We start from the raw sequence: 19,365 nt of genomic DNA on the forward strand, positions 1-19,365 counted from the left end.
ACTGATCAAAAGTAGGTGTATGCTTTGCAAAAAATTTTTTCATTAGATATAGGAACCCGTTCGGTCGTAGGCATCATTTTAGAAGAAAAAGACGGGAACTACCATGTATCCGACATTGAAGTGGAAGAGCACAAGGAACGAGCGATGCTCGACGGTCAAATTCATGATGTCCCTGCCGTATCGGATGTGATTTGTTCCATTAAGAAGAAGCTTGAAGAAAAGCATGGGCCGCTTCATAAAGTTTGTGTAGCCGCTGCAGGCAGAGCATTGAAAACGGAAAAATCACTGGCCGCCTTCTCCATTAAAGGGAAACCGCTTCTAAAAAAAGAAGATATCCTCCATTTGGAACTCAGTGCCGTCCAGCAGGCACAAGCGCAGGCAGCAGAAAACGAGGCCGATGACAAAAGCTATCACTATTACTGTGTCGGCTACTCCGTCTTATATTATCGGCTGGATGGAGAAGAAATCGGCAGCCTGATCGACCAGCAGGGAGATGAGGCCAGTGTTGAAATCATTGCTACCTTCCTCCCGAGAGTGGTAGTCGAATCGCTTCTGGCTGCATTGAATCGAGCAAATCTTGAAATGGAGGCATTGACGCTTGAACCGATCGCTGCGATCAACGTCCTTATTCCCCAGTCGATGAGAAGATTGAATGTCGCACTGGTGGATATCGGAGCGGGAACTTCTGATATCGCGCTGACAAATAAGGGAACCGTCACCGCATACGGGATGGTGCCGACCGCTGGGGACGAAATCACTGAAGCGCTCAGTGATGCATTACTGCTCGATTTCCCACTGGCGGAAAAAGCGAAAAGGGAACTTCACCAATCCCAGAGCATTGTTGTAACGGACATTCTAGGATTCCAATCAGAGCTTTCTGTTCAGGAAGTGGTGGATAAAATACACCCTTCCATTGAACATCTTGCCGGGAAAATCTCGCGTGAAATTCTTCTACTAAATAATCAAAAGTCCCCACAGGCCGTCATGCTCGTCGGTGGAGGCAGCTTGACGCCACAATTGAATGTAGAGTTGGCAAAATCATTGAACCTTCCGGAAAACAGAGTGGCCGTAAGGGGGATCGAAGCCATTCAGGATTTAACGTTTACAGACGCTTCCGCAAAAGGGCCGGAACTGGTTACACCTGTCGGCATTGCAATCGCCGCTAAGCAAGCACCTGTCCAATACGTTACCATTTATGTTAATGATCAGCCAATCCGCCTTTTTGAAGTAAAGGATCTAACCATCGGGGATGGGCTGCTTGCTGCCGGTTTAAAAATAAACAAACTGTACGGAAAACCTGGTACTGCGTACTTCATCACTGTCAATGGACAGGATGTGACCCTTCCAGGAGGCTACGGTCATCCCCCTGTGATTACTAAGAATGGGAAAGAAGCATCCGTGGACGGCAGACTGATGAACCATGACAGAATCACGGTCAAAAAAGGAGAGGACGGGGCCTCTCCTACTGTAAAAATAAGAGAGTTAGTGGATGACATTCCGGATAAAACTCTTTTAATCAATGAAAGAACACATACCTTGTCACCCAATCTATTAAGAAACGGAAAGAATGTCACCCTGGATGAAACCATTCAAGATGGGGACACCATTCATTATGAAACAAGAGAAACAATTGCCGAAGCATTGAGAAAGCTTGGGTATGATGAGTGGCTGGAGAAATGTAAACCTTTCCACCTCACCATCAATGGTAAAGAAACCTTCATCCCCTCATTTGGAGGGAAGTTATTCATTAATGATAGGGAAGCTAAACCTTCTTCAGCCATTGCCCATAATGATAAAATCACGATAAAGGTCCCTGAAAACCCTGCGGTCGAACAATTATTGATGAAAATAAGTGATTATCGTGATCGATCGATTGAGGTCGAATTCAATGGCAGCCCGGTGATTATAAAACAGGAAGCGGCTAAAGTATATAGGGATGGCAAACCATTGATTGTGAATGATACCATCCATATGGGAGATACAATCACGATCGAGGAAAAATCAGGGCACTCATTCATTTTCCAGGATGTCTTTAATCATGTGGAAGTCTCCATGCCTGAAAACGGAAATGCTTCCTTTCAGTTAATAAGAAATGGAGAAGAAACCACTTTCTATGAAGAAATACAAGCTGGAGACAGTCTCGAGATACGATGGGCAAACTCATATAAGAGATAATCAAGAACATAGAAAAACTGTCACTGGCGAAACCGCCAGTGACAGTTTTTTATGAGCCGATCTGTCCAGGGACACTGCTCGGCTTATTCGTGCTGTGGACATTATCTCTGTTAGAAGATGGAATGGACGTCGATGCAGATGAAGTTTGTGATGCTTCAGATGTCACTTCTTCACCTGCTTCCTTTACTTTACTGCCGATTTCCTTCAGATCTTCAGCAGCTTCCTTTGTAGTGGCGATAATTTCAGTAGAGTCATCTTTCACCTGATTCACTTGATCGATGACTTCCCCGTTTACTTTTTCATATAACTTTTGCGCATCATTGATCGCTTCTTTCAATACAGAAGAAGCTGACTTGATTCGCTCCTGCCAGTCATTCATGACTCCTGATGGGTTTTCTTTCACTTTCGATACCATGTCCATTGTGGAGTCCTTCATTGAACTTGTATTGTTTGAAATTTTCTTTCTTGTATTTTTGTCCATCATGGCAACCGCTCCGCCAACGACGGCTCCGAGTACGATTCCTTTTACGAGCTTACCGCTTCTTTTTTCTTTTACGGTTGGGATTTGATTTACATTGTTTGATTCAGTCGTTCTGGTTTGGTAAGATTGTACCATTTTAATTGATCCTCCTATAGTGTGATTGATTTGTTATTACGTTTAATTCCCCGTCCCGGTGTAAATAAACTTTTGTAGGGAAAATTCCTATTATTACCGGAAGAGTTCAAGCTTTAATTTGGAGGTTTCTATTAACTTTTTGCCTGGAACATGGACCGTTCTTTTCCGCTGCAGGCACTTGCTTTCCGCGGGGAGGAAGTCAAGCCTCCTCGACGTTCCGTCTGCGGGATAGAAAAGCGGAGGCGGTTCGCACAGCCCCGACAAGCATAAGATGAATGGGCCGGGAAGGCGATCTTTGCCTTCTTGGACCATTTAGCTTATGACCTTGAGGGGCTAACCGCCGGAGCTGGACAAGTCTCGACTTTTCCTCTATATCCCGTCGGAGTCAAGTGCCTTCCGCTTCAATCCACTCTAGGTTTCATAACATAATAGGAGCTAAAAAAGAAGTTCTTCCATATTCAGGTCTTTGTAATTTATGTATTAACCGGTTCCAGCTGTTGATTGGAGTGCAAGACGAAGACTCCTGCGGGAAAAGCGAGTTAGGTGAGACCCCGCAGGAGCGTAGCGACGAGGAGGCTCACCAACCGCCCGCGGAAAGCGAAGTCTTGCACGGAAATCAACAGCGGGGTTTAGCAGGACAAATCTTACGAAAATCTAAAGAAATAAAAAAGAACCTGCACATGCAGATTCTTTTTTTATAGTTTACTCAGTTCTTTTTCGGTGATATGCCAATGGGAAGCATTCCAGCCGGGTTTTCCGTCGATGAATAGGAACGCTTGGGGGGATTCGTGCTTGATGCCGAATTTTTCGGCAATATGATTTGAGAGTTCCCTTGATTCCTGGACCGCCAGATAATAGCCTTCTTCTTCTCTATTATTGTTTAAGAACGCTTGGTAATCATTGAACGCATTTGAACTGATTGGACAGGTCAAACTGTGCTTCATAAAGAAAAAGCGGGGCTTCGTTTCTGCAAGCTGTTCGAATTGCTGAACGGTTTCAATCTTTTGCATCTTCAGTATTCATCCTTTCTTTCACAAGTGCTTTAGTTGGACACTGCTATTTCTAGAATAGCCTGCACAAAAAAGCGGCGAAGTAATCATATCACTTCACCGCTCCCCTGGACAACTATTATTGGTTATACGTTTTTTCAGTTTCATCAAAAGCTTTTTTCGTTTCTTCAAGCTTTTGGTTCACATCTTCCGTTTCCTGAACTGGAGTCGCATCCCCTACAGGAACTTCCTGAAGCTCATCAGTTACGTCTTCTGTATTATTTTTTGAACGGTAAGATTTGAATTTATCTTTCACTGTATTGGATTGTTCCTGAACAGTCTTTGAAAGCGCAGCAGATTTTTCTTTGGCAACCGCCGCTAATTCATTGCTCTTTTCAACCGCTGAATCTTTCCACTGACCTGACTTTTCCCTTATTACGACAGCCTGTTCATTCAGGTCGTTCCGTAAATCTTTCCCTGATTTAGGCGCCAGTAAAAGCGCTGTAGCAGCTCCTACGATCCCTCCGATCAAAGTACCGATCATGAAGTCCTTTGAGTTGATGTTGCTGCTGTCGTTTGTTTGCTGGTTTTGGTTTTGGTTTTGATTTTGTGTCATTTGAAAATTCCCCTCTCCTAATTGTTATAAGATCTTGCTCTTTTAATCAATTTTTCTCGAGATTGAACTTCTGCGGGTGTGGGTTGATTATGAACAGCTTCATCGGTATGACTCGGCTGCTGATCCTTTTTTTGCTTCCACTTGTCCTTTAACTCGATAATCGCATTCCCCCACTGAACCACCTGTGAAATCTTACCTTGGTTCTTTTCAAGTTCAGTCGAGATGGAAGTGCTGACTTTCTTTACCGAATTATTAAGGTTTTGAATGGAATGACCTACATCTTTTACTGCATAAACAACGGTGTTCAGATCCTCAGACTTACGCTGGATATCCTCGGCTAACAAATTCGTTTTATGTAGTAATTCAGTAGACTCTTTTGTCACTCCCTGAAGCTGGGTCTCAAGACCGTTCAAGGTCGTCGATACACTATCCAGTGTAGTCCCCAGTGATTTCAAGGTTTTCATAACGCTGATTACTAAAATGAAAAAGGCAATTGCTATGACAGCTACACTCAGATAAAGAATTATTTCCATATAGTACACCTCCATATATAAAAATTCTTTACCCACCCTATACATAAATAAAACATTATACTAGGATTTCTTCCTTTGAAAGGCAAATTCCTGCTTAATTTTAAAAATACTTTTTTATCTTTTCTTTTTCACTTTTTTATCATCCCGGTAATTTTTAGGGTAAAATAAAGGTTGATATACATATAAGGAGGTTCACATAAATGAAAGATCCACGTATTGAAAAACTGGCAAGAAACTTAATCCAATATTCAGTCCAATTGCAGCCAGGTGAAAAAGTGCTGATTGAAAACTTCGGCCTCCAGCGAGAGTTGGTCACAGCGCTTGTTAAAGAAGCATATGCAGCAGGAGGATTCCCTTTTGTATCCATCAAAGATCACTCGGTTGACCGTGCATTATTGTTGGGTGCGCAGGAAGAGCAATATAATATGATGGCTGATTTCGAGGCGAATGTCATGAAGGATATGGACGCATATATCGGACTCCGCTCAGGTGATAATATCAGCGAGCAATCAGACGTTCCAGATGAAAAAATGAAGATCCATGGAAATACGATCGGCAAAAAAGTACATAGGGAAATCCGTGTTCCAAAGAAAAAATGGGTGGTTCTTCGCTATCCGAATGCATCGATGGCCCAGCTGGCAAAAATGAGCACGGAAGCATTTGAAGACTTCTACTTTGATGTCTGCAACCTTGATTACAGTAAAATGGACAAGGCAATGGACAATCTCGTTGACCTCATGAACAAAACGGACAAAGTCCGCCTTGTCGGAGAAGGGACCGATTTGACGTTCTCGATCAAAGATATTCCGGCTGTGAAATGTGCTGGCCGTCTGAATATTCCCGATGGGGAAGTATACTCTGCCCCGGTCAAGGATTCAGTAAACGGAACTATCAGCTACAACACTCCGTCCCCTTATAATGGGTTCACGTTCGAGAATGTAAAGCTTACATTCAGAGATGGTAAGATTGTCGAAGCGACTGCTAATGACACAGAAAGAATCAATAAAATATTCGATACGGACGAGGGTGCCAGATACGTCGGTGAGTTTGCCATCGGAGTCAATCCTTACATCCAGCATCCGATGCAGGACATCCTTTTCGATGAAAAAATCGACGGCAGTTTCCACTTCACTCCTGGTGAATGCTATGAAGATGCGTACAACGGCAATCACTCAAACATCCACTGGGACATGGTCATGATCCAAAGACCTGAATACGGTGGAGGGGAAATCCACTTCGACGACGTCCTGATCCGCAAAGACGGAAAATTCGTCCTACCAGAACTCGAGGTGCTCAACCCGAAAAATTTGAAATAACAAGAAAAGCGGAGGCGGCTCTAGCCTCAGCTGGATAAATAAATGCCCTTTTCTCAATGCTTAAAGCAATGAGAAAAGGGCATTTAAAATGGAAAACCGGCCCTTTGTGAGCCGGCATCATCTGATTAGTTTTGTGCTAAATTTGCTTTTAGCGTCGTTTCGTATGCTTCCTGGAACTTTTGGATATCTCCCGCTCCCATGAAGATCAGGACACTGTTTTCATGGTCCAATAGAGGGGTAGTATCATGTTCGTCGATGATTTCAGATCCTTCAATTTTGCTTTGCAGATCCTGGATCGACAGTTTTCCATGATTTTCCCTGGCTGAGCCGAAAATCTCACATAAGTACACTTTATCCGCCATATCAAGACTTTCAGCAAACTCTGACAGGAACGTCTGAGTACGTGTAAAAGTATGCGGTTGGAACACCGCGATGATGTCCTTTTCGGGATATTTTTGTCGAGCGGAATCCACTGTTGCTTTGATTTCCGTCGGATGATGGGCATAATCATCAATCAGGATCTGGGACCCGAGTTCTTTTTCAGAGAAGCGGCGTTTAACTCCTTGGAAGCTGCTGAGTCTATCCTGTACGACCGCTGTATCCAATTCTTCATAATGGCAAATCGCGATGACGGACAGCGCATTTAAGATATTGTGATCACCGAATGTAGGGATTTTGAAGCTTGCATAGAACTCATTTCGTACGAATACGTCAAAGGAAGTCCCTTCACGGTCACGGTTCACATTTCGTGCCTGAAAATCATTTTCTTCAGCGAAACCATAAAAAACGACCGGAACCTGAGCCTGAATCTTCTGTAATTGTTCGTCATCACCGCAAGCAATGATTCCCTTTTTCACTTGCATCGCCATCTCCTGGAATGCGGAAAAGACATCATCGACATTTGCGAAATAATCAGGGTGATCGAAATCGATATTCGTCATGATGGCATAGTCAGGATAATAGGATAAGAAATGACGTCGATACTCGCATGCTTCAAATACGAAATATTGAGCATCCACTTCCCCTTTACCTGTACCGTCACCGATCAGATATGAAGTAGGCTTTGCACCGCTGATCACGTGTGCAAGAAGACCTGTTGTGGACGTTTTTCCATGCGCCCCAGTCACAGCCACACTCGTAAACTTCTGCATGAAGTCACCAAGGAATTTGTGGTATCTCGTGATCGGCAACCCTTGTTCTACTGCAGCTTCAATTTCTTCATGTGTATCCGGAAATGCGTTTCCTGCAATCACATGCATATCCCCTCCGATATTTTCTTTCTGAAAAGGAAGGATTTTTATATTTGATTCTTCTAAAGACTTTTGAGTAAAGAAATATTTATCTACATCAGATCCTTGGACCTCGTAGTCCATATCGTGGAGTATTTGGGCTAATGCACTCATACCCGAACCCTTGATTCCTACGAAATGATAAATAGTCATAATAGAACCTCCAACAATCATCTATCTAAAGCATTATATGAAATGAATATTAATTTGCTATCCGTATGGCTATGGACTTGAGATACAGAATTCTTTTCGTCTTCTTAAGTATAAGGGAGTTCAAGAAGAATGGCTATCTTCTGACATCCTATTTGGAAGATTACTTGTTTCATTCAACTTGAACATTATATCACTTTTTAAAGACGCTGACCATGAACGAACTAGGAATCCCCCTTAAGGATATAGGAAGGAGCCTCTTCTTTTAAAAATGTTCTCCATAATACTCCAGTTTCATGATTCTTTTGGCGGTAATGTTTTTTTATCACTGCCTGCAAACCGCTGTCTCCCGCTTCAAACACGGGTCCAATGAGCCACGGATCTGTGACGAGAGGGACTTTTCTCATAAAATAAAGCGAGCCTCTATGTATCTCATCCTTTACACGCCCCGGGAACGTTTTCACGCATTCTTCCTGGTCATGGATGATATTGACAGCCTTAATAAATAATTCATCATTCTCTGAACGGATTTCTGTGGCGATCACCGGTTCAGGGGCAGCTGATAGCAGCAGGGCCCCCATCATCTTTATTGGGTCGCTATGCTGCCGGGACTGCAAAAATTGAAAGAATAACGTCTGACCCTTTATTGTCTTATAATCGAAAAGAAACCATTGGTGAAAAACATCTTCGACTTTCTTTGAAACAAGGGATGCTTCCTTCAATTTAAAACGTTTTGCAAAGATCATTTTCGCTCTTACTCTTTCACGTATATTGGTTTCTTTTAACGCATATTGATACGACCTCTGATATAATTCATCGATTTGCCCTTGTGCAATGAGCTGTTTTTTCAAACGATATTCACTTAAATCCAAAAGTTCCTTATCCTGCATCCTCTCACCTATTCGAATTCAACTTTTTCAAGACGTGGATTAGGACGAAGCTTTCTGCCTGCTTTTGCTTGGTGTACACCGTCAAGGACAACATTATCCCCTGTAAATCCGACGTGAATCTTTAGAAGGCTGCTGCCTACACCATACACGTCAACCGGCACCCGGCTCTCCTCAAACTCACGGATACGTTTCTCGTTGAAGCCACCCGTAACCACTATCTTCACATGTTGATATCCCTCTTCATCCAATGCTTTTCTGAGAGCAAATATCAGTTCACTGTTCACCCCTCTTGGATCGAACGTGCCCAGCACATGCTGATTGCGGAGGAAATATTTGTCGATCAACATTCTCGATGTATCTACACGTACCCCCTTTAGGTCGGAACCAAACTCCCTGGCCACTTTCAATGCATCTGTAATGACATCGTTATTGTAATCGACCAGCGCAATCAGTTCATCCTCAGGAAACGTTTCCTGATACACCTTGGCCGCTTCCACGATATCACCATTGAATAACTGGATCAACGCATGGGGCATCGTGCCCATCCCCTGTTTTCCCCACCATTCATTCATGGCATGTGTAGCCTGTGCAGTAGATCCGCCGATAAATGCGGCATATCCGTCCCCCGCCTGCTGAGTAAAGTGATCATCACGGTCACCCATGAAAATGACCGGCTTTTGTTCTCCTGAAAGGGCAGCTGCTTTCATTACGTTATACACGCTTGTGGCAACGGATGTCCTTCTGGCAAGGATTCCATCAATGATTCCCTCCAGGTAGCCGAAATCCTGGTAGCGTCCTGTTATCGTCAGCACAGTTTCAAATGGAGATATTTGATCTCCATCTTTCAGAGAATGGATTTCGAGGTTTTCAGGTTGATCGGCAAACGTATGCAGAAGCGCTATGACTTCATCGGTACCGCATAATACTGAGTGATCCTTCTGAAAGAATTGCATCGTAACTACCGCATCGGGTTTATACTTACGAGCAATTTCCCTTGTTTTTAAAAAATAGACCGCCGAAAACCATCCTTCCTTGATCCTTTCGTCAAACTTGAATGTATGGTTGGTCAATCGGTTGATTTTCCCTTGAAGTTTCAATTCGATTTCTTTCATCTTAGAGCTCCTTAATGGCTTACCAAAAAAATAGGTATTCTGTTTATATCATAAACAGAATACCATGTATTAAATGTTTGTACTAGTCTATGCCAATGTCTCCAGTTCGCTCTCTGAAATCAGGACATCCCTTGGCTTGCTGCCTCTTGACTCTGAAATGACACCACTCTTTTCCATCATTTCCATCAATCTTGCCGCACGGTTATATCCGATTCTGAACCGTCTTTGCAAGCTGGACGCAGAAGCCCCGCCCTGATCGATGACAAATTCGCATGCCTCGAAAAACAACTCATCTTCTTCTTCCGTCACTTGCGCCTTCTTGATCAGTTCATCCTGTTGAAATATATAATCCGGCTCTCTTTGTTCCCGTACATGATTGATGATTTCATCAATTTCGTCATCGGATACAAAGGTCCCCTGCAGCCTCACAGGTTTGCTGGACCCATTTTCAAGGAAGAGCATATCGCCTTTACCGAGCAGTCGTTCAGCACCGCTGCCATCAATGATCGTTCTGGAATCAACACCTGAAGAAACAGAGAATGCAACCCTAGTCGGAACATTCGCTTTGATCAATCCCGTGATGACATCAACGGACGGGCGCTGTGTCGCAATGATCAAGTGGATCCCGCAGGCACGGGCCTTCTGGGCGATACGGCAGATCGCTTCTTCGACATCTGCAGGCGACATCATCATAAGGTCCGCCAGCTCATCAATGACGATGACCAAATATGGAAGCATATCATTGTACTGTTTGTTCCGTTTTGCCAATTCATTGAAACGCTTGATATCCCTTACTCCGGTATGAGCAAACAATTCATATCGTCTTTCCATCTCCTCGACCGCCCACTTCAATGCAGCCGTTGCCGCTTTGACATCGGTGATGACCGGGCTGACGAGATGCGGTATGCGGTTATATGGGGCAAGCTCCACCATTTTCGGGTCGATCAAGAGCAGTTTCAATTCATCCGGTGATGCCTTATATAAAAGACTTACCAGTATGGAATTGATGCAAACACTTTTTCCGGAACCCGTAGCACCGGCAATCAGTCCGTGCGGCATCTTACTCAAATCGGTCACGATCGGCTGACCTGAAATATCGAGTCCCAGGGCTGCAGTCAACGCTGATTCCGATTCCTGGAAGGCAGGGCTTGCGATCACCTCACTGATACAGACAGGACGGCTTTCCCTGTTCGGAACCTCGATCCCGATCGTATGCTTCCCTGGAATTGGCGCTTCGATCCGGATATCTTTTGCTGCAAGGCTGAGCTTGATATCATCCGCGAGATTCGTAATCTTATTGACCTTCACCCCAGGCTCCGGCTGCACTTCAAATCGTGTAACCGACGGACCCTGAGTGACATTGACCACTTTCGCGCGGACATTAAAGTTATGAAGCGTCTCATCCAGAAGATTTTTCAGTGATTCCAGCCATTCCCCGCTCAACTTCTTTGAAACGGGGGGCATCAAATAATCCATTTCTGGAAATGTATATCCTTTTGTGCTCTTCACCGAAGAGGCAAGTTCACTGTAGCTTTTTGCAGCTTCTTCCCCCTGGACCTTATCCGGCGGATTTCCTTCTTGGCTGGAGGTCCTTCTTTCAGACACCTCCGGTTGATGTGCTGTTCCTGCATACCCTTGGTTTTCATGGGGTTGGGTTCCATCCACAGTTTTTCGTCTATCTGCAGAAGTATCTGCAGAAGGTTCGCGGACAGATTGAACCGATGTCATGACGCCTCCGCCCTCCCCCGGGGTCTCATTTAACGATGCATTTTCCGATTCTGCAGCTGCATCGTATTGAACAGGTGCAGACTGCCTTTTTTCCTCTCGGTTCGGAGAAGACAGCGGCTTTCTTTCCTGAGCGCCATTGGTTCTTTGGCGCTGATTCATCTGCCGTTTATCCTGCTTTAACATTAAGACGTTAAAAGGGAGATGCGACCTTTTTCTAGGCTTCGGTTCCTCTTCCTTGTTCTTTGCAGGAGCCGTTTCCTGATTGTTTTCTTGAATCTGCAATGTTTCTTCTGGTTGTGTTTTTTCTTGGGACATTGCGGTAACTTCCGGTTGTACGATTGGCTGGAGTTGGTCCTCCGGCTTTGATTGTTCAGATTCTTGCTGTGTTTGTTGCACATCTTCTTGTTGTATCAAATGTATTTCTTGTTCTGACTGCTGCACTTCTTGAAGAATTGGCTGTTCCGGTTGATTTACTGTCGCTTCTTCAACCTCCCCCGATTCTTCTTGGGAGACAGCAGAAGGGAGCTCTGCTTGCATTACTTTGACAGGCTCATTTTCGGTTGAATTTTCTGCGGGATATTGTTTGTATAGACCTTGCGGTTCTTCCCCATTTTCATTTTCCTCAAAAGAAAATTCATTCCCGATAAGGGAAGCTCCGACTCCCGACCAGCTATTGCTGATTTTTTGCGTGCTTTCATGTTTTTCGTGTACTTCTTTTACTTTTTCAACTTCATTAACTTCACTTACTTCTTTCAATTCAGGAGGATATACATCGTATGTTCCTTCCTTTACTGCTTCGCCATTATGTAAAAACTCTTTCAGTTCGTATTCCACTTCATCTTTTTTAATCGGCCTTGTTCTGAAACCGTAAATAGGAGAAGGGATTTCCGTCGGACGAAACGGCCGGCTGTTCCCTTTTTCAACTTTCTGGGTCTTTTGGTTTTTGCCGCTATTTTCAGTTTGTCGCGCAGGCGAAGCCTTTTCTGAATAGGTTGATTTTTGCAGCTGGCTTTTCCGGGGTTTCCGTTCGATTCCTCGTGCTTCTTCCCGTTTAGTCTCCTGTTTGTCTTTTTGTTCAGGCTCTCTCCGTTTTCTCTCGGGGCGGGGCTCATTCACGTCTTCTCTGTCCGAAATCAGCGGGAACCTGAAGTTCCCTTTTGGATATTGATACGTCATCCTTGCTTCTACGTCTCTTGAATGTTTCACGACTCTATTATGATTAAATGTACGCTTTTCAGACCGCGGCTCTCTTTCTTCAACTTCTTCTTCAACATATTCTTCAATTGGCTCATCTTGATCTGATAGTTTATTCATTATCTTTTTAATCCAACTCACACTTATCACTCTTTCCTTGATACTTATCTTATATTTTATCAGTTAAAGAGAAAAATTCGAGTGATTTCGATAGAATTAGAGAATTGTTAAGAGAATGTGTCGAAAGCAATATTGGTGTAATATTGTTTTGATGGGAATGTTTGAGAGGAAGTGGTTTCTTTTTGAAGGAATTTAAGTCATTCTGATGATGTTTTTCTACCATTGTTGAACTTTTTGTATTAAAAGTTGATTTAAAAGATTGATTTTTATAGTGGAAATGGGGGAGGGACGGTAGAGCGGAAATTAATTGTTCCGGTTTCAAGGTAATTGCACCGTTATCAGGTTAATTGCACCGCATTTCCATTAATTGCACCCCATTTGGAATTATTGTTCCGCTTTCCGCATAATTGAACTACTTAGAATCATTATCGATTACAGACGGGCCATTTAAGCCGTTAGTTCTTTCACGGTTAATACTCCAAGCTACTCACTTTTCCATATCAAAAAGCCCGGAGTGATCTATCATCGACTCCGGGCTTGTTTTTTTGTAAATTTATCCTTTATATGGCTGTCCAACTTCATAACTGTCTTCCAGCACTAAAATCCCTTTTTCCTGCGGGGCATTCGGCAGGTCGAGTTCTTTTGCAGAACAGATCATCCCGGATGAAGGGACACCGCGCAGCTCTGCGTCTTTAATGACCATTCCACTCGGCATGACTGCGCCCACTTTCGCAACAACCACTTTCTGACCCTGGTCAACATTAGGTGCGCCGCATACGATTTGCAGGGTTTCCCCGCCAACATCCACTTTACAGATGTTTAATTTATCTGCGTTGGGATGCTTTTCTTTTTCAGATACATAACCTACGACGAATTTAGGTGAGAAGTCCGCTTCCAATACCTCTTCAAATCCATTTCCCTTAAGAGCTTTATTGATTTGCTCCAGCTTTTCGTCATGCATTTCAACTTGTCCATTTTCATTTAACTTCATGTAGTTTGAGGCTTTGAACAAATTATACCCGACTGTTTTGCCGGATTCGATATCGAAGATGCGGACAGCATCTCCTTTACTTTCATGTTCCACTTTCCCTTCAAATCCGGGTTGAAGCGTGATGATTAGGGTATCCCCAATTCCTTCTAGATTGTAAAATACGTTCATGTATGTTTTCTCCCTTCACTTTTTACGATTTTTAGCCAGGATGAAGATCGGTTCAAGTTCTCCATCTTCATAGACAAATGATAAAGCAGTAATCGGGACATTGCCCGTGGTGAAAAAGCTCATTGTTAGCTGCGCTAGCACATCATAGCCTGTTTCATTACGGATATCCCCTATGACAAGCACGTCCTGGTGCGGCACGGATACTGTCATCTCACCTTGGATATCACCGCTGATCTTCTTAAGGAAAGCATCATTTAATATGCGGCTCGCATCGTAGCCGTCATTATTATTCAAGAAATAATAGATGTTGCCGGCTACCTCATCTTTTTTCATTTGCGTCGGCAGCCCTCTTACGTTGAATAAAGCTGTTTCTTTCATCTGCTCGTGGGACCAGCCTTCTTCTTTCAACATGTTTTCATCAATCAAACGATAGGTTGAACCGAGATCGATTGCATAATAGATCCTGGTTTCGGCTGTGTGTTCGTCTGTGACAAGCGGGACCCCGTCGTTTGATTCGGTTGCAAAGGAAGTGGACCGGATGACCGGAAACACGTTCTTCTCTTTGCTTCCCATGTCAGATTTTGTTCCCATGACATTAAGCGCTTCTTCTACATAATATACGACTTCATCGATGATCGACTTATTATTTTCTTTCCACTTTGAGACGATGGGCGGTAGTGCTACCGTAATCCCTTTATTAGTCTCGGTATTTTCTATGCGCAGGGAATCTTTTTCCCGATCATATGTAAATGTGCGATTCGGTTTTTCCAATCGCTCCTGAAGGATTCCTTTTAATTTTTTTATATCCATAGTTCCCCTCCTTCTTATACTCATCATTCACCGTTCAAATAAAACAATCTGCCACTTTTAACATTTTACAATAAAATCTCGATATTACAAAAAGAATCCGTCCATAGAAAAAGGGATACCCCGAAGAATATCCCCTTTGCATTATTTAGAAAGGCTGTTCATGAACTCTTGTATTTCTTCTTTTGTTTTACGATCCTTGCTTACAAAACGGCCGGTTTCCTGTCCGTTATCGAATGCAAGGAAGCTCGGGATCCCAAAGATATCATGTTCAATGCAGATATCGATGAATTGATCGCGGTCTACATATAAAAAGGTGTATTCACTGTATTCATTTTCAATTTCAGGCAGGATCGGCTCAATCACCCGGCAGTCGGGGCACCAGTCAGCCGAAAACATAAAGACATGTTTCCCGTTATTTTTCAATTCATGAAATTCTTCCATTGTTTCAAGTTTACGCATCTTATTTTCCTCCTGTATCTATCGTCATCTGATTCGGCTTGATCCAGCCAATTTTACGCATATATTCAGATATTAACAGGGAGATGAAAGCAGGTCCAACAAAATGCAACAGCAGCACCTTCAGCGCCGTATCCCAAGTGAAGCCCATTGTCTTAAAAGTCATGATCTGACCGACGAGTCCGCTCGTTCCCATCCCCGCTCCAGCAGCATTATTCTCCATGATCCAAAGAGTCGTTCCAATCGGTGCAAGTACCATCCCTGCAATCGTAGGCGGCAGCAAAATGCGCGGGTTCCGGACAATATTCGGCACTTGAAGCATGGAGGTACCGATTCCCTGTGCCAGAAGGCCTCCTACTTTATTTTCCCTGTAGCTGATGACAGCAAACCCAACCATTTGAGCGGCACACCCTATGGTTGCAGCCCCCGCTGCCACCCCGCTCAGATCAAGCATCAGCGCAATCGCCGCACTCGAAATCGGCGCTGTCAAAGCAAGGCCCATGAGCGCCGCCACCAAGATACCCATGATGATCGGTCTCTGTTCCGTCGCCCAGCTGATCCAGCTTCCAAACATGGTCATAAAATCACCTATTTGCGGCCCCACAAAATATGCCACAGAGAATCCTGCCAGAATCGTCACAAATGGAGTGACGATAATATCAACCTTTGTCGTTTTACTTACCAGTTTTCCTATTTCGGTGGACACCACCGCTGCCAGATAGGCACCTGCAGGACCCCCAAGGGAGGCACCTGCCGCACCCGTCACGACGGCAGCGAATAATACAAGCGGAGGGGCACCCAAGCCATATGCAATGGCCACACCGATGGCTGGCCCCATCAGACTGATGGCCAGGGCTCCCATATCGATGAAAAAGGTATTAATCGGCATAGGCAGGAACGCTGCCTGCTCACCGATCGTCTTGATGATCAACCCGATAATCAGCGAGCTGAAAAGACCAAGGGCCATATAACTTAAAGCATCTATAAAGTAAACTTTGGCAGAGAACTTAACCCCTTTGCTCTCCATGTAGTTCTTCATTTCCATTCCCCTTTTCTCTGTAATAAGGAATACACATTTACTAGTGTAAAGACACATGTTGTTTTTGTCTATATGTAATTTCCGGACAACCCTATGAATTGTAAGCTGTCCAAGGGAGACTTGAATCATTCATAGGATAAGAGGCTGCCTGTCATCCCATTTCCAATAAAAAAAACCGATTTTCTACTGTTATAGTAAAAAATCGGGAGATATCGTTATTTATGTTTTACAGAGCTTGCTATTTCCATCATCATTTCGGCATTATCCGAGAGATCTTCCAAATGCGATTGAGTGGTCAATTTAGTGCCTCCCACCCCAACAATCAGTTCATAGTCTTCGGAATCCGGCAATTTTTTAATGACATAGTATCCTAAACGATTATCATCTTTGAATGTGTCATTTTGCACGATATTCTTCTCGTCGCTGATTGCCATCATATATAGAAGTTCACTGTTTTGATCTTCTTCGGTATTAGCAAATAGAATAAAAGTATCAGAGCCTTCTGAAATAATGATATTATTTGGAGATTCCTTTTCAATCTTGGCTCCAAACGGGAGATAAAAGCTTAAGTTCCCTGCTTTTTCTTTCGCGCTCTTCTCTGTATTTTTGAACGTATCCTCCACAGTCTGGGCTGTCTGCTCTTTTTCATCATCTATGGTTGTATTGCATCCAGCTAATATAAGCACAAGAAAGAAGAAAACGATCGAAATCTTTGTTTTCATCCTCTTATCCTCCTTTTTCCGCGTTCAGGCGGACATCCGCCTTCACTTTTCTCGCTTAGGACCTACGCTAATAATACCGTCACAAAGTACCATTGACAACCCTTACAAAAAGAAAAGTCCTTTATTTCATGGCAATTCAGGTTACTTTACACCAGCACAGGGTATATATGATAAAATGACTAAAAAAAGGAGAGATGCCGAATGGAATTTACTGTATACCTCGCGGGGGAAATACATAGCAGCTGGAGAGAAGAGTTAAAACAGCAATCGAAACAGCTGGACTTGCCATTATCCTTTGTCGGACCCATGGAAAATCATGACCGCTCTGATTTCATCGGAGAAGAAATCCTAGGCGAACAGCATGATAAGATCCATCGTGATGAAGCTGCGTCTGCCATCAACAACCTCCGTACCGAATTGCTCATGAAAAAATCGGATCTGGTCGTTGCGTTATTCGGGGAAAAATATAAGCAATGGAATACAGCGATGGATGCAAGTACAGCTCTTGCCATGAATAAACCGCTGATCCTCATCCGCCCGGAAGAACTGCATCACCCCCTAAAAGAACTGTCGAATAAAGCAAATGTAACATGTACGACAATCGAACAAGCAACGAAAGTACTTTCGTATATATTTGAAACGGAATAACCAGATTATTCTTTTACTGACAGTAATTTTATCTATAAATTAAAAGAAGCATGCCGTTATAATAATCTCCGGCATGCTTTTTTCATGTTCAGAACACTGCCATCATCCCTAAATTATCTTACTATTCTAAAATAATATAATCTTGGTAAAATAAAAACATTTTGTGCTATAATTACTAGTTTTGAAAGTTTTTTTGACTTTATGAAAATATTAAAATATTATAGTAAAAGAACTAAGGAGGTTGTAATATGTCGTCAATCAATAAACAGAAAATTGTGGATAGTGTTCCTCAGAAGGGATTCTTTGGACATCCTAAGGGACTATTCACGCTATTCTTCACGGAATTTTGGGAGCGCTTTTCTTACTACGGAATGCGCGCAATCCTTGTGTACTATATGTATTACGAGGTTTCAAAAGGTGGCCTGGGCCTAGAAGAAGGTACAGCTTTAGCAATCATGTCTATTTATGGGTCACTTGTTTATATGTCCGGTGTCATCGGAGGATGGCTGGCAGATAGATTATTCGGTACATCAAAAGCCGTCTTCTACGGAGGAATCCTGATCATGTTCGGGCATATCGCTTTATCGTTCCCGGGCAGCTTGTCAATGTTTTTCGTTTCAATGGTATTAATCGTAATCGGTACTGGTTTATTAAAACCAAACGTATCGACTGTAGTCGGTGAAATGTACTCAGAAAATGATACCCGCCGCGATGCTGCATTCAGTATCTTCTATATGGGAATCAACTTAGGAGCTTTCCTTGCACCGCTATTAACAGGTGCTCTTATGAAAAGCTACGGATTCCACTGGGGATTCGCACTTGCTGCAATCGGTATGTTCTTCGGACTAGTCGTCTTCATGGTGACAAAGAAGAAGAGCCTGGGTCTTGCTGGTACATATGTGCCAAACCCGCTTAATGCTGCTGAAAAGAAAAAATACGGTTCCATCACTGCACTTGTATTGGTTGCAGTTGCCATCGTACTAGGAATTACGATTCCTAACGGCTGGTTCACTTTGGATCTATTTATCAATCTAGTCGGAATCTTCGGTATCTTGGCACCAACGATTTATTTCATCGTCATGTACAAGAGTCCTAAAACAACAGCAACAGAACGTTCACGTGTCATTGCCTATATTCCATTATTCATTGCTGCAGTCATGTTCTGGGCAATCCAGGAACAAGGTTCAACAATCCTGGCTGCTTATGCAGATAAACGTACTCAATTGGACTTTTTGGGACTTGAGATTTCACCTGCATGGTTCCAATCTCTTAACCCGCTATTCATTATCATCTTAGCACCGATGTTTGCCGGTATGTGGGTAAAACTGGGCGATCGTCAACCGACGATTCCTCAAAAATTCTCTCTTGGTCTTCTATTTGCAGGTCTATCATTCCTTGTCATCCTGCTGCCTGGTTATTTCACAGGAGAAGATGCATTAGTAAGTCCGCTATGGTTAGTACTAAGTTACTTCATTGTAGTACTTGGTGAATTGATGATTTCTCCGGTAGGTCTGTCAGCGACAACCAAACTTGCACCTGAAGCATTCTCAGCTCAGACAATGAGTCTTTGGTTCCTTGCTTCTGCCGGAGCTCAGGCCTTGAATGCACAGCTGGTAAGATTCTATTCAGCTGATTCAGAAATGCTTTACTTTGGTTCCATTGGAGGAGCTGCAATCGCATTAAGTATCATCCTTTTCCTTCTTGCACCAAAGATTCAAGTGTTTATGAAAGGTATAAAATAAATAAGTTCATGACCCTCTGATGAATTTCAGAGGGTTTTTTTTATGCAAAAAAAAGACCCGC

At 43.3% G+C, this 19,365-nt stretch carries 17 protein-coding genes; 4 read left to right on the plus strand and 13 right to left on the minus strand.

What is annotated here, in order from left to right:
• The first annotated feature begins 15 nt into the window (after positions 1-15).
• On the plus strand, positions 16-2,175 hold the full coding sequence (locus ACUXV2_RS14760) for a cell division FtsA domain-containing protein (RefSeq protein WP_446243940.1): 2,160 nt from the start codon (positions 16-18) through the stop codon (positions 2,173-2,175).
• A gap of 49 nt (positions 2,176-2,224) precedes the next feature.
• Here ACUXV2_RS14760 and ACUXV2_RS14765 read toward each other — a convergent pair whose 3' ends face one another.
• The 4 genes from ACUXV2_RS14765 to ACUXV2_RS14780 all read right to left on the minus strand — a co-directional run bounded on the left by ACUXV2_RS14765 (position 2,225) and on the right by ACUXV2_RS14780 (position 4,929).
• Complete coding sequence (locus tag ACUXV2_RS14765) at positions 2,225-2,791, minus strand: YtxH domain-containing protein (RefSeq protein WP_446243941.1); 567 nt, start codon at positions 2,789-2,791, stop codon at positions 2,225-2,227.
• A gap of 695 nt (positions 2,792-3,486) precedes the next feature.
• Positions 3,487-3,801, minus strand: coding sequence for a bacillithiol system redox-active protein YtxJ (ytxJ, locus tag ACUXV2_RS14770; protein WP_446243942.1), 315 nt, complete (start codon positions 3,799-3,801; stop codon positions 3,487-3,489).
• Between the two features lie 118 nt (positions 3,802-3,919).
• On the minus strand, positions 3,920-4,396 hold the full coding sequence (locus ACUXV2_RS14775; protein WP_446243943.1) for a YtxH domain-containing protein: 477 nt from the start codon (positions 4,394-4,396) through the stop codon (positions 3,920-3,922).
• Between the two features lie 17 nt (positions 4,397-4,413).
• Positions 4,414-4,929: a DUF948 domain-containing protein gene (locus ACUXV2_RS14780; protein WP_446243944.1), complete on the minus strand. Its 516-nt coding sequence runs from the start codon at positions 4,927-4,929 to the stop codon at positions 4,414-4,416.
• 200 nt (positions 4,930-5,129) lie between these two features.
• Here ACUXV2_RS14780 and ACUXV2_RS14785 point away from each other — a divergent pair, with 200 nt between their 5' ends.
• Positions 5,130-6,245 carry an aminopeptidase gene (locus ACUXV2_RS14785; protein WP_446243945.1) on the plus strand — a complete coding sequence of 372 codons (1,116 nt, stop codon included), beginning with the start codon at positions 5,130-5,132 and terminating at the stop codon, positions 6,243-6,245.
• Positions 6,246-6,370: 125 nt separating this feature from the next.
• Here ACUXV2_RS14785 and murC read toward each other — a convergent pair whose 3' ends face one another.
• The 9 genes from murC to ACUXV2_RS14830 form a co-directional block, all read right to left on the minus strand.
• Complete coding sequence (murC, locus tag ACUXV2_RS14790) at positions 6,371-7,687, minus strand: UDP-N-acetylmuramate--L-alanine ligase (protein WP_446243946.1); 1,317 nt, start codon at positions 7,685-7,687, stop codon at positions 6,371-6,373.
• Between the two features lie 221 nt (positions 7,688-7,908).
• Positions 7,909-8,574 (minus strand): hypothetical protein, encoded by a 666-nt coding sequence (locus tag ACUXV2_RS14795; RefSeq protein ID WP_446243947.1) that lies wholly within the window; start codon positions 8,572-8,574, stop codon positions 7,909-7,911.
• A gap of 8 nt (positions 8,575-8,582) precedes the next feature.
• Positions 8,583-9,686, minus strand: coding sequence for a nicotinate phosphoribosyltransferase (locus ACUXV2_RS14800; RefSeq protein WP_446243948.1), 1,104 nt, complete (start codon positions 9,684-9,686; stop codon positions 8,583-8,585).
• Positions 9,687-9,773: 87 nt separating this feature from the next.
• Positions 9,774-12,749, minus strand: a complete 2,976-nt coding sequence (locus ACUXV2_RS14805; protein ID WP_446243949.1) for a DNA translocase FtsK — start codon at positions 12,747-12,749, stop codon at positions 9,774-9,776.
• Between the two features lie 532 nt (positions 12,750-13,281).
• A complete protein-coding gene (ytpR, locus tag ACUXV2_RS14810) occupies positions 13,282-13,887 on the minus strand; it encodes a YtpR family tRNA-binding protein (protein ID WP_446243950.1) in 606 nt (201 codons plus the stop codon).
• 15 nt (positions 13,888-13,902) lie between these two features.
• A complete protein-coding gene (locus tag ACUXV2_RS14815) occupies positions 13,903-14,697 on the minus strand; it encodes a DUF1444 domain-containing protein (RefSeq protein ID WP_446243951.1) in 795 nt (264 codons plus the stop codon).
• Positions 14,698-14,838: 141 nt separating this feature from the next.
• Positions 14,839-15,156, minus strand: a complete 318-nt coding sequence (locus ACUXV2_RS14820; protein ID WP_446243952.1) for a thioredoxin family protein — start codon at positions 15,154-15,156, stop codon at positions 14,839-14,841.
• A 1-nt stretch (position 15,157) separates the two neighbouring features.
• Positions 15,158-16,192 (minus strand): PTS transporter subunit IIC, encoded by a 1,035-nt coding sequence (locus ACUXV2_RS14825; protein WP_446243953.1) that lies wholly within the window; start codon positions 16,190-16,192, stop codon positions 15,158-15,160.
• A gap of 215 nt (positions 16,193-16,407) precedes the next feature.
• Positions 16,408-16,914, minus strand: coding sequence for a hypothetical protein (locus ACUXV2_RS14830; RefSeq protein ID WP_446243954.1), 507 nt, complete (start codon positions 16,912-16,914; stop codon positions 16,408-16,410).
• 201 nt (positions 16,915-17,115) lie between these two features.
• Between ACUXV2_RS14830 and ACUXV2_RS14835 the strand changes: the two genes are divergently transcribed.
• The gene (locus ACUXV2_RS14835) at positions 17,116-17,562 is read left to right on the plus strand and encodes a YtoQ family protein (protein WP_446243955.1); all 447 of its coding nucleotides are present in this window, start codon (positions 17,116-17,118) and stop codon (positions 17,560-17,562) included.
• A 248-nt stretch (positions 17,563-17,810) separates the two neighbouring features.
• Positions 17,811-19,304 carry a peptide MFS transporter gene (locus tag ACUXV2_RS14840; protein WP_446243956.1) on the plus strand — a complete coding sequence of 498 codons (1,494 nt, stop codon included), beginning with the start codon at positions 17,811-17,813 and terminating at the stop codon, positions 19,302-19,304.
• Positions 19,305-19,365 lie beyond the last annotated feature (61 nt).

It is taken from the genome of Rossellomorea sp. NS-SX7 (assembly GCF_052828565.1).

Coding starts and splice junctions, on each gene's coding strand:
- ACUXV2_RS14765 (WP_446243941.1), bottom strand. CDS start 2,791: ATGGTACAATCTTACCAAACCAGAACGACTGAATCAAACAATGTAAAT.
- ytxJ (WP_446243942.1), bottom strand. CDS start 3,801: ATGCAAAAGATTGAAACCGTTCAGCAATTCGAACAGCTTGCAGAAACG.
- ACUXV2_RS14775 (WP_446243943.1), bottom strand. CDS start 4,396: ATGACACAAAATCAAAACCAAAACCAAAACCAGCAAACAAACGACAGC.
- ACUXV2_RS14780 (WP_446243944.1), bottom strand. CDS start 4,929: ATGGAAATAATTCTTTATCTGAGTGTAGCTGTCATAGCAATTGCCTTT.
- ACUXV2_RS14785 (WP_446243945.1), top strand. CDS start 5,130: ATGAAAGATCCACGTATTGAAAAACTGGCAAGAAACTTAATCCAATAT.
- murC (WP_446243946.1), bottom strand. CDS start 7,687: ATGACTATTTATCATTTCGTAGGAATCAAGGGTTCGGGTATGAGTGCA.
- ACUXV2_RS14795 (WP_446243947.1), bottom strand. CDS start 8,574: ATGCAGGATAAGGAACTTTTGGATTTAAGTGAATATCGTTTGAAAAAA.
- ACUXV2_RS14800 (WP_446243948.1), bottom strand. CDS start 9,686: ATGAAAGAAATCGAATTGAAACTTCAAGGGAAAATCAACCGATTGACC.
- ytpR (WP_446243950.1), bottom strand. CDS start 13,887: ATGAACGTATTTTACAATCTAGAAGGAATTGGGGATACCCTAATCATC.
- ACUXV2_RS14815 (WP_446243951.1), bottom strand. CDS start 14,697: ATGGATATAAAAAAATTAAAAGGAATCCTTCAGGAGCGATTGGAAAAA.
- ACUXV2_RS14820 (WP_446243952.1), bottom strand. CDS start 15,156: ATGCGTAAACTTGAAACAATGGAAGAATTTCATGAATTGAAAAATAAC.
- ACUXV2_RS14825 (WP_446243953.1), bottom strand. CDS start 16,192: ATGAAGAACTACATGGAGAGCAAAGGGGTTAAGTTCTCTGCCAAAGTT.
- ACUXV2_RS14830 (WP_446243954.1), bottom strand. CDS start 16,914: ATGAAAACAAAGATTTCGATCGTTTTCTTCTTTCTTGTGCTTATATTA.
- ACUXV2_RS14835 (WP_446243955.1), top strand. CDS start 17,116: ATGGAATTTACTGTATACCTCGCGGGGGAAATACATAGCAGCTGGAGA.
- ACUXV2_RS14840 (WP_446243956.1), top strand. CDS start 17,811: ATGTCGTCAATCAATAAACAGAAAATTGTGGATAGTGTTCCTCAGAAG.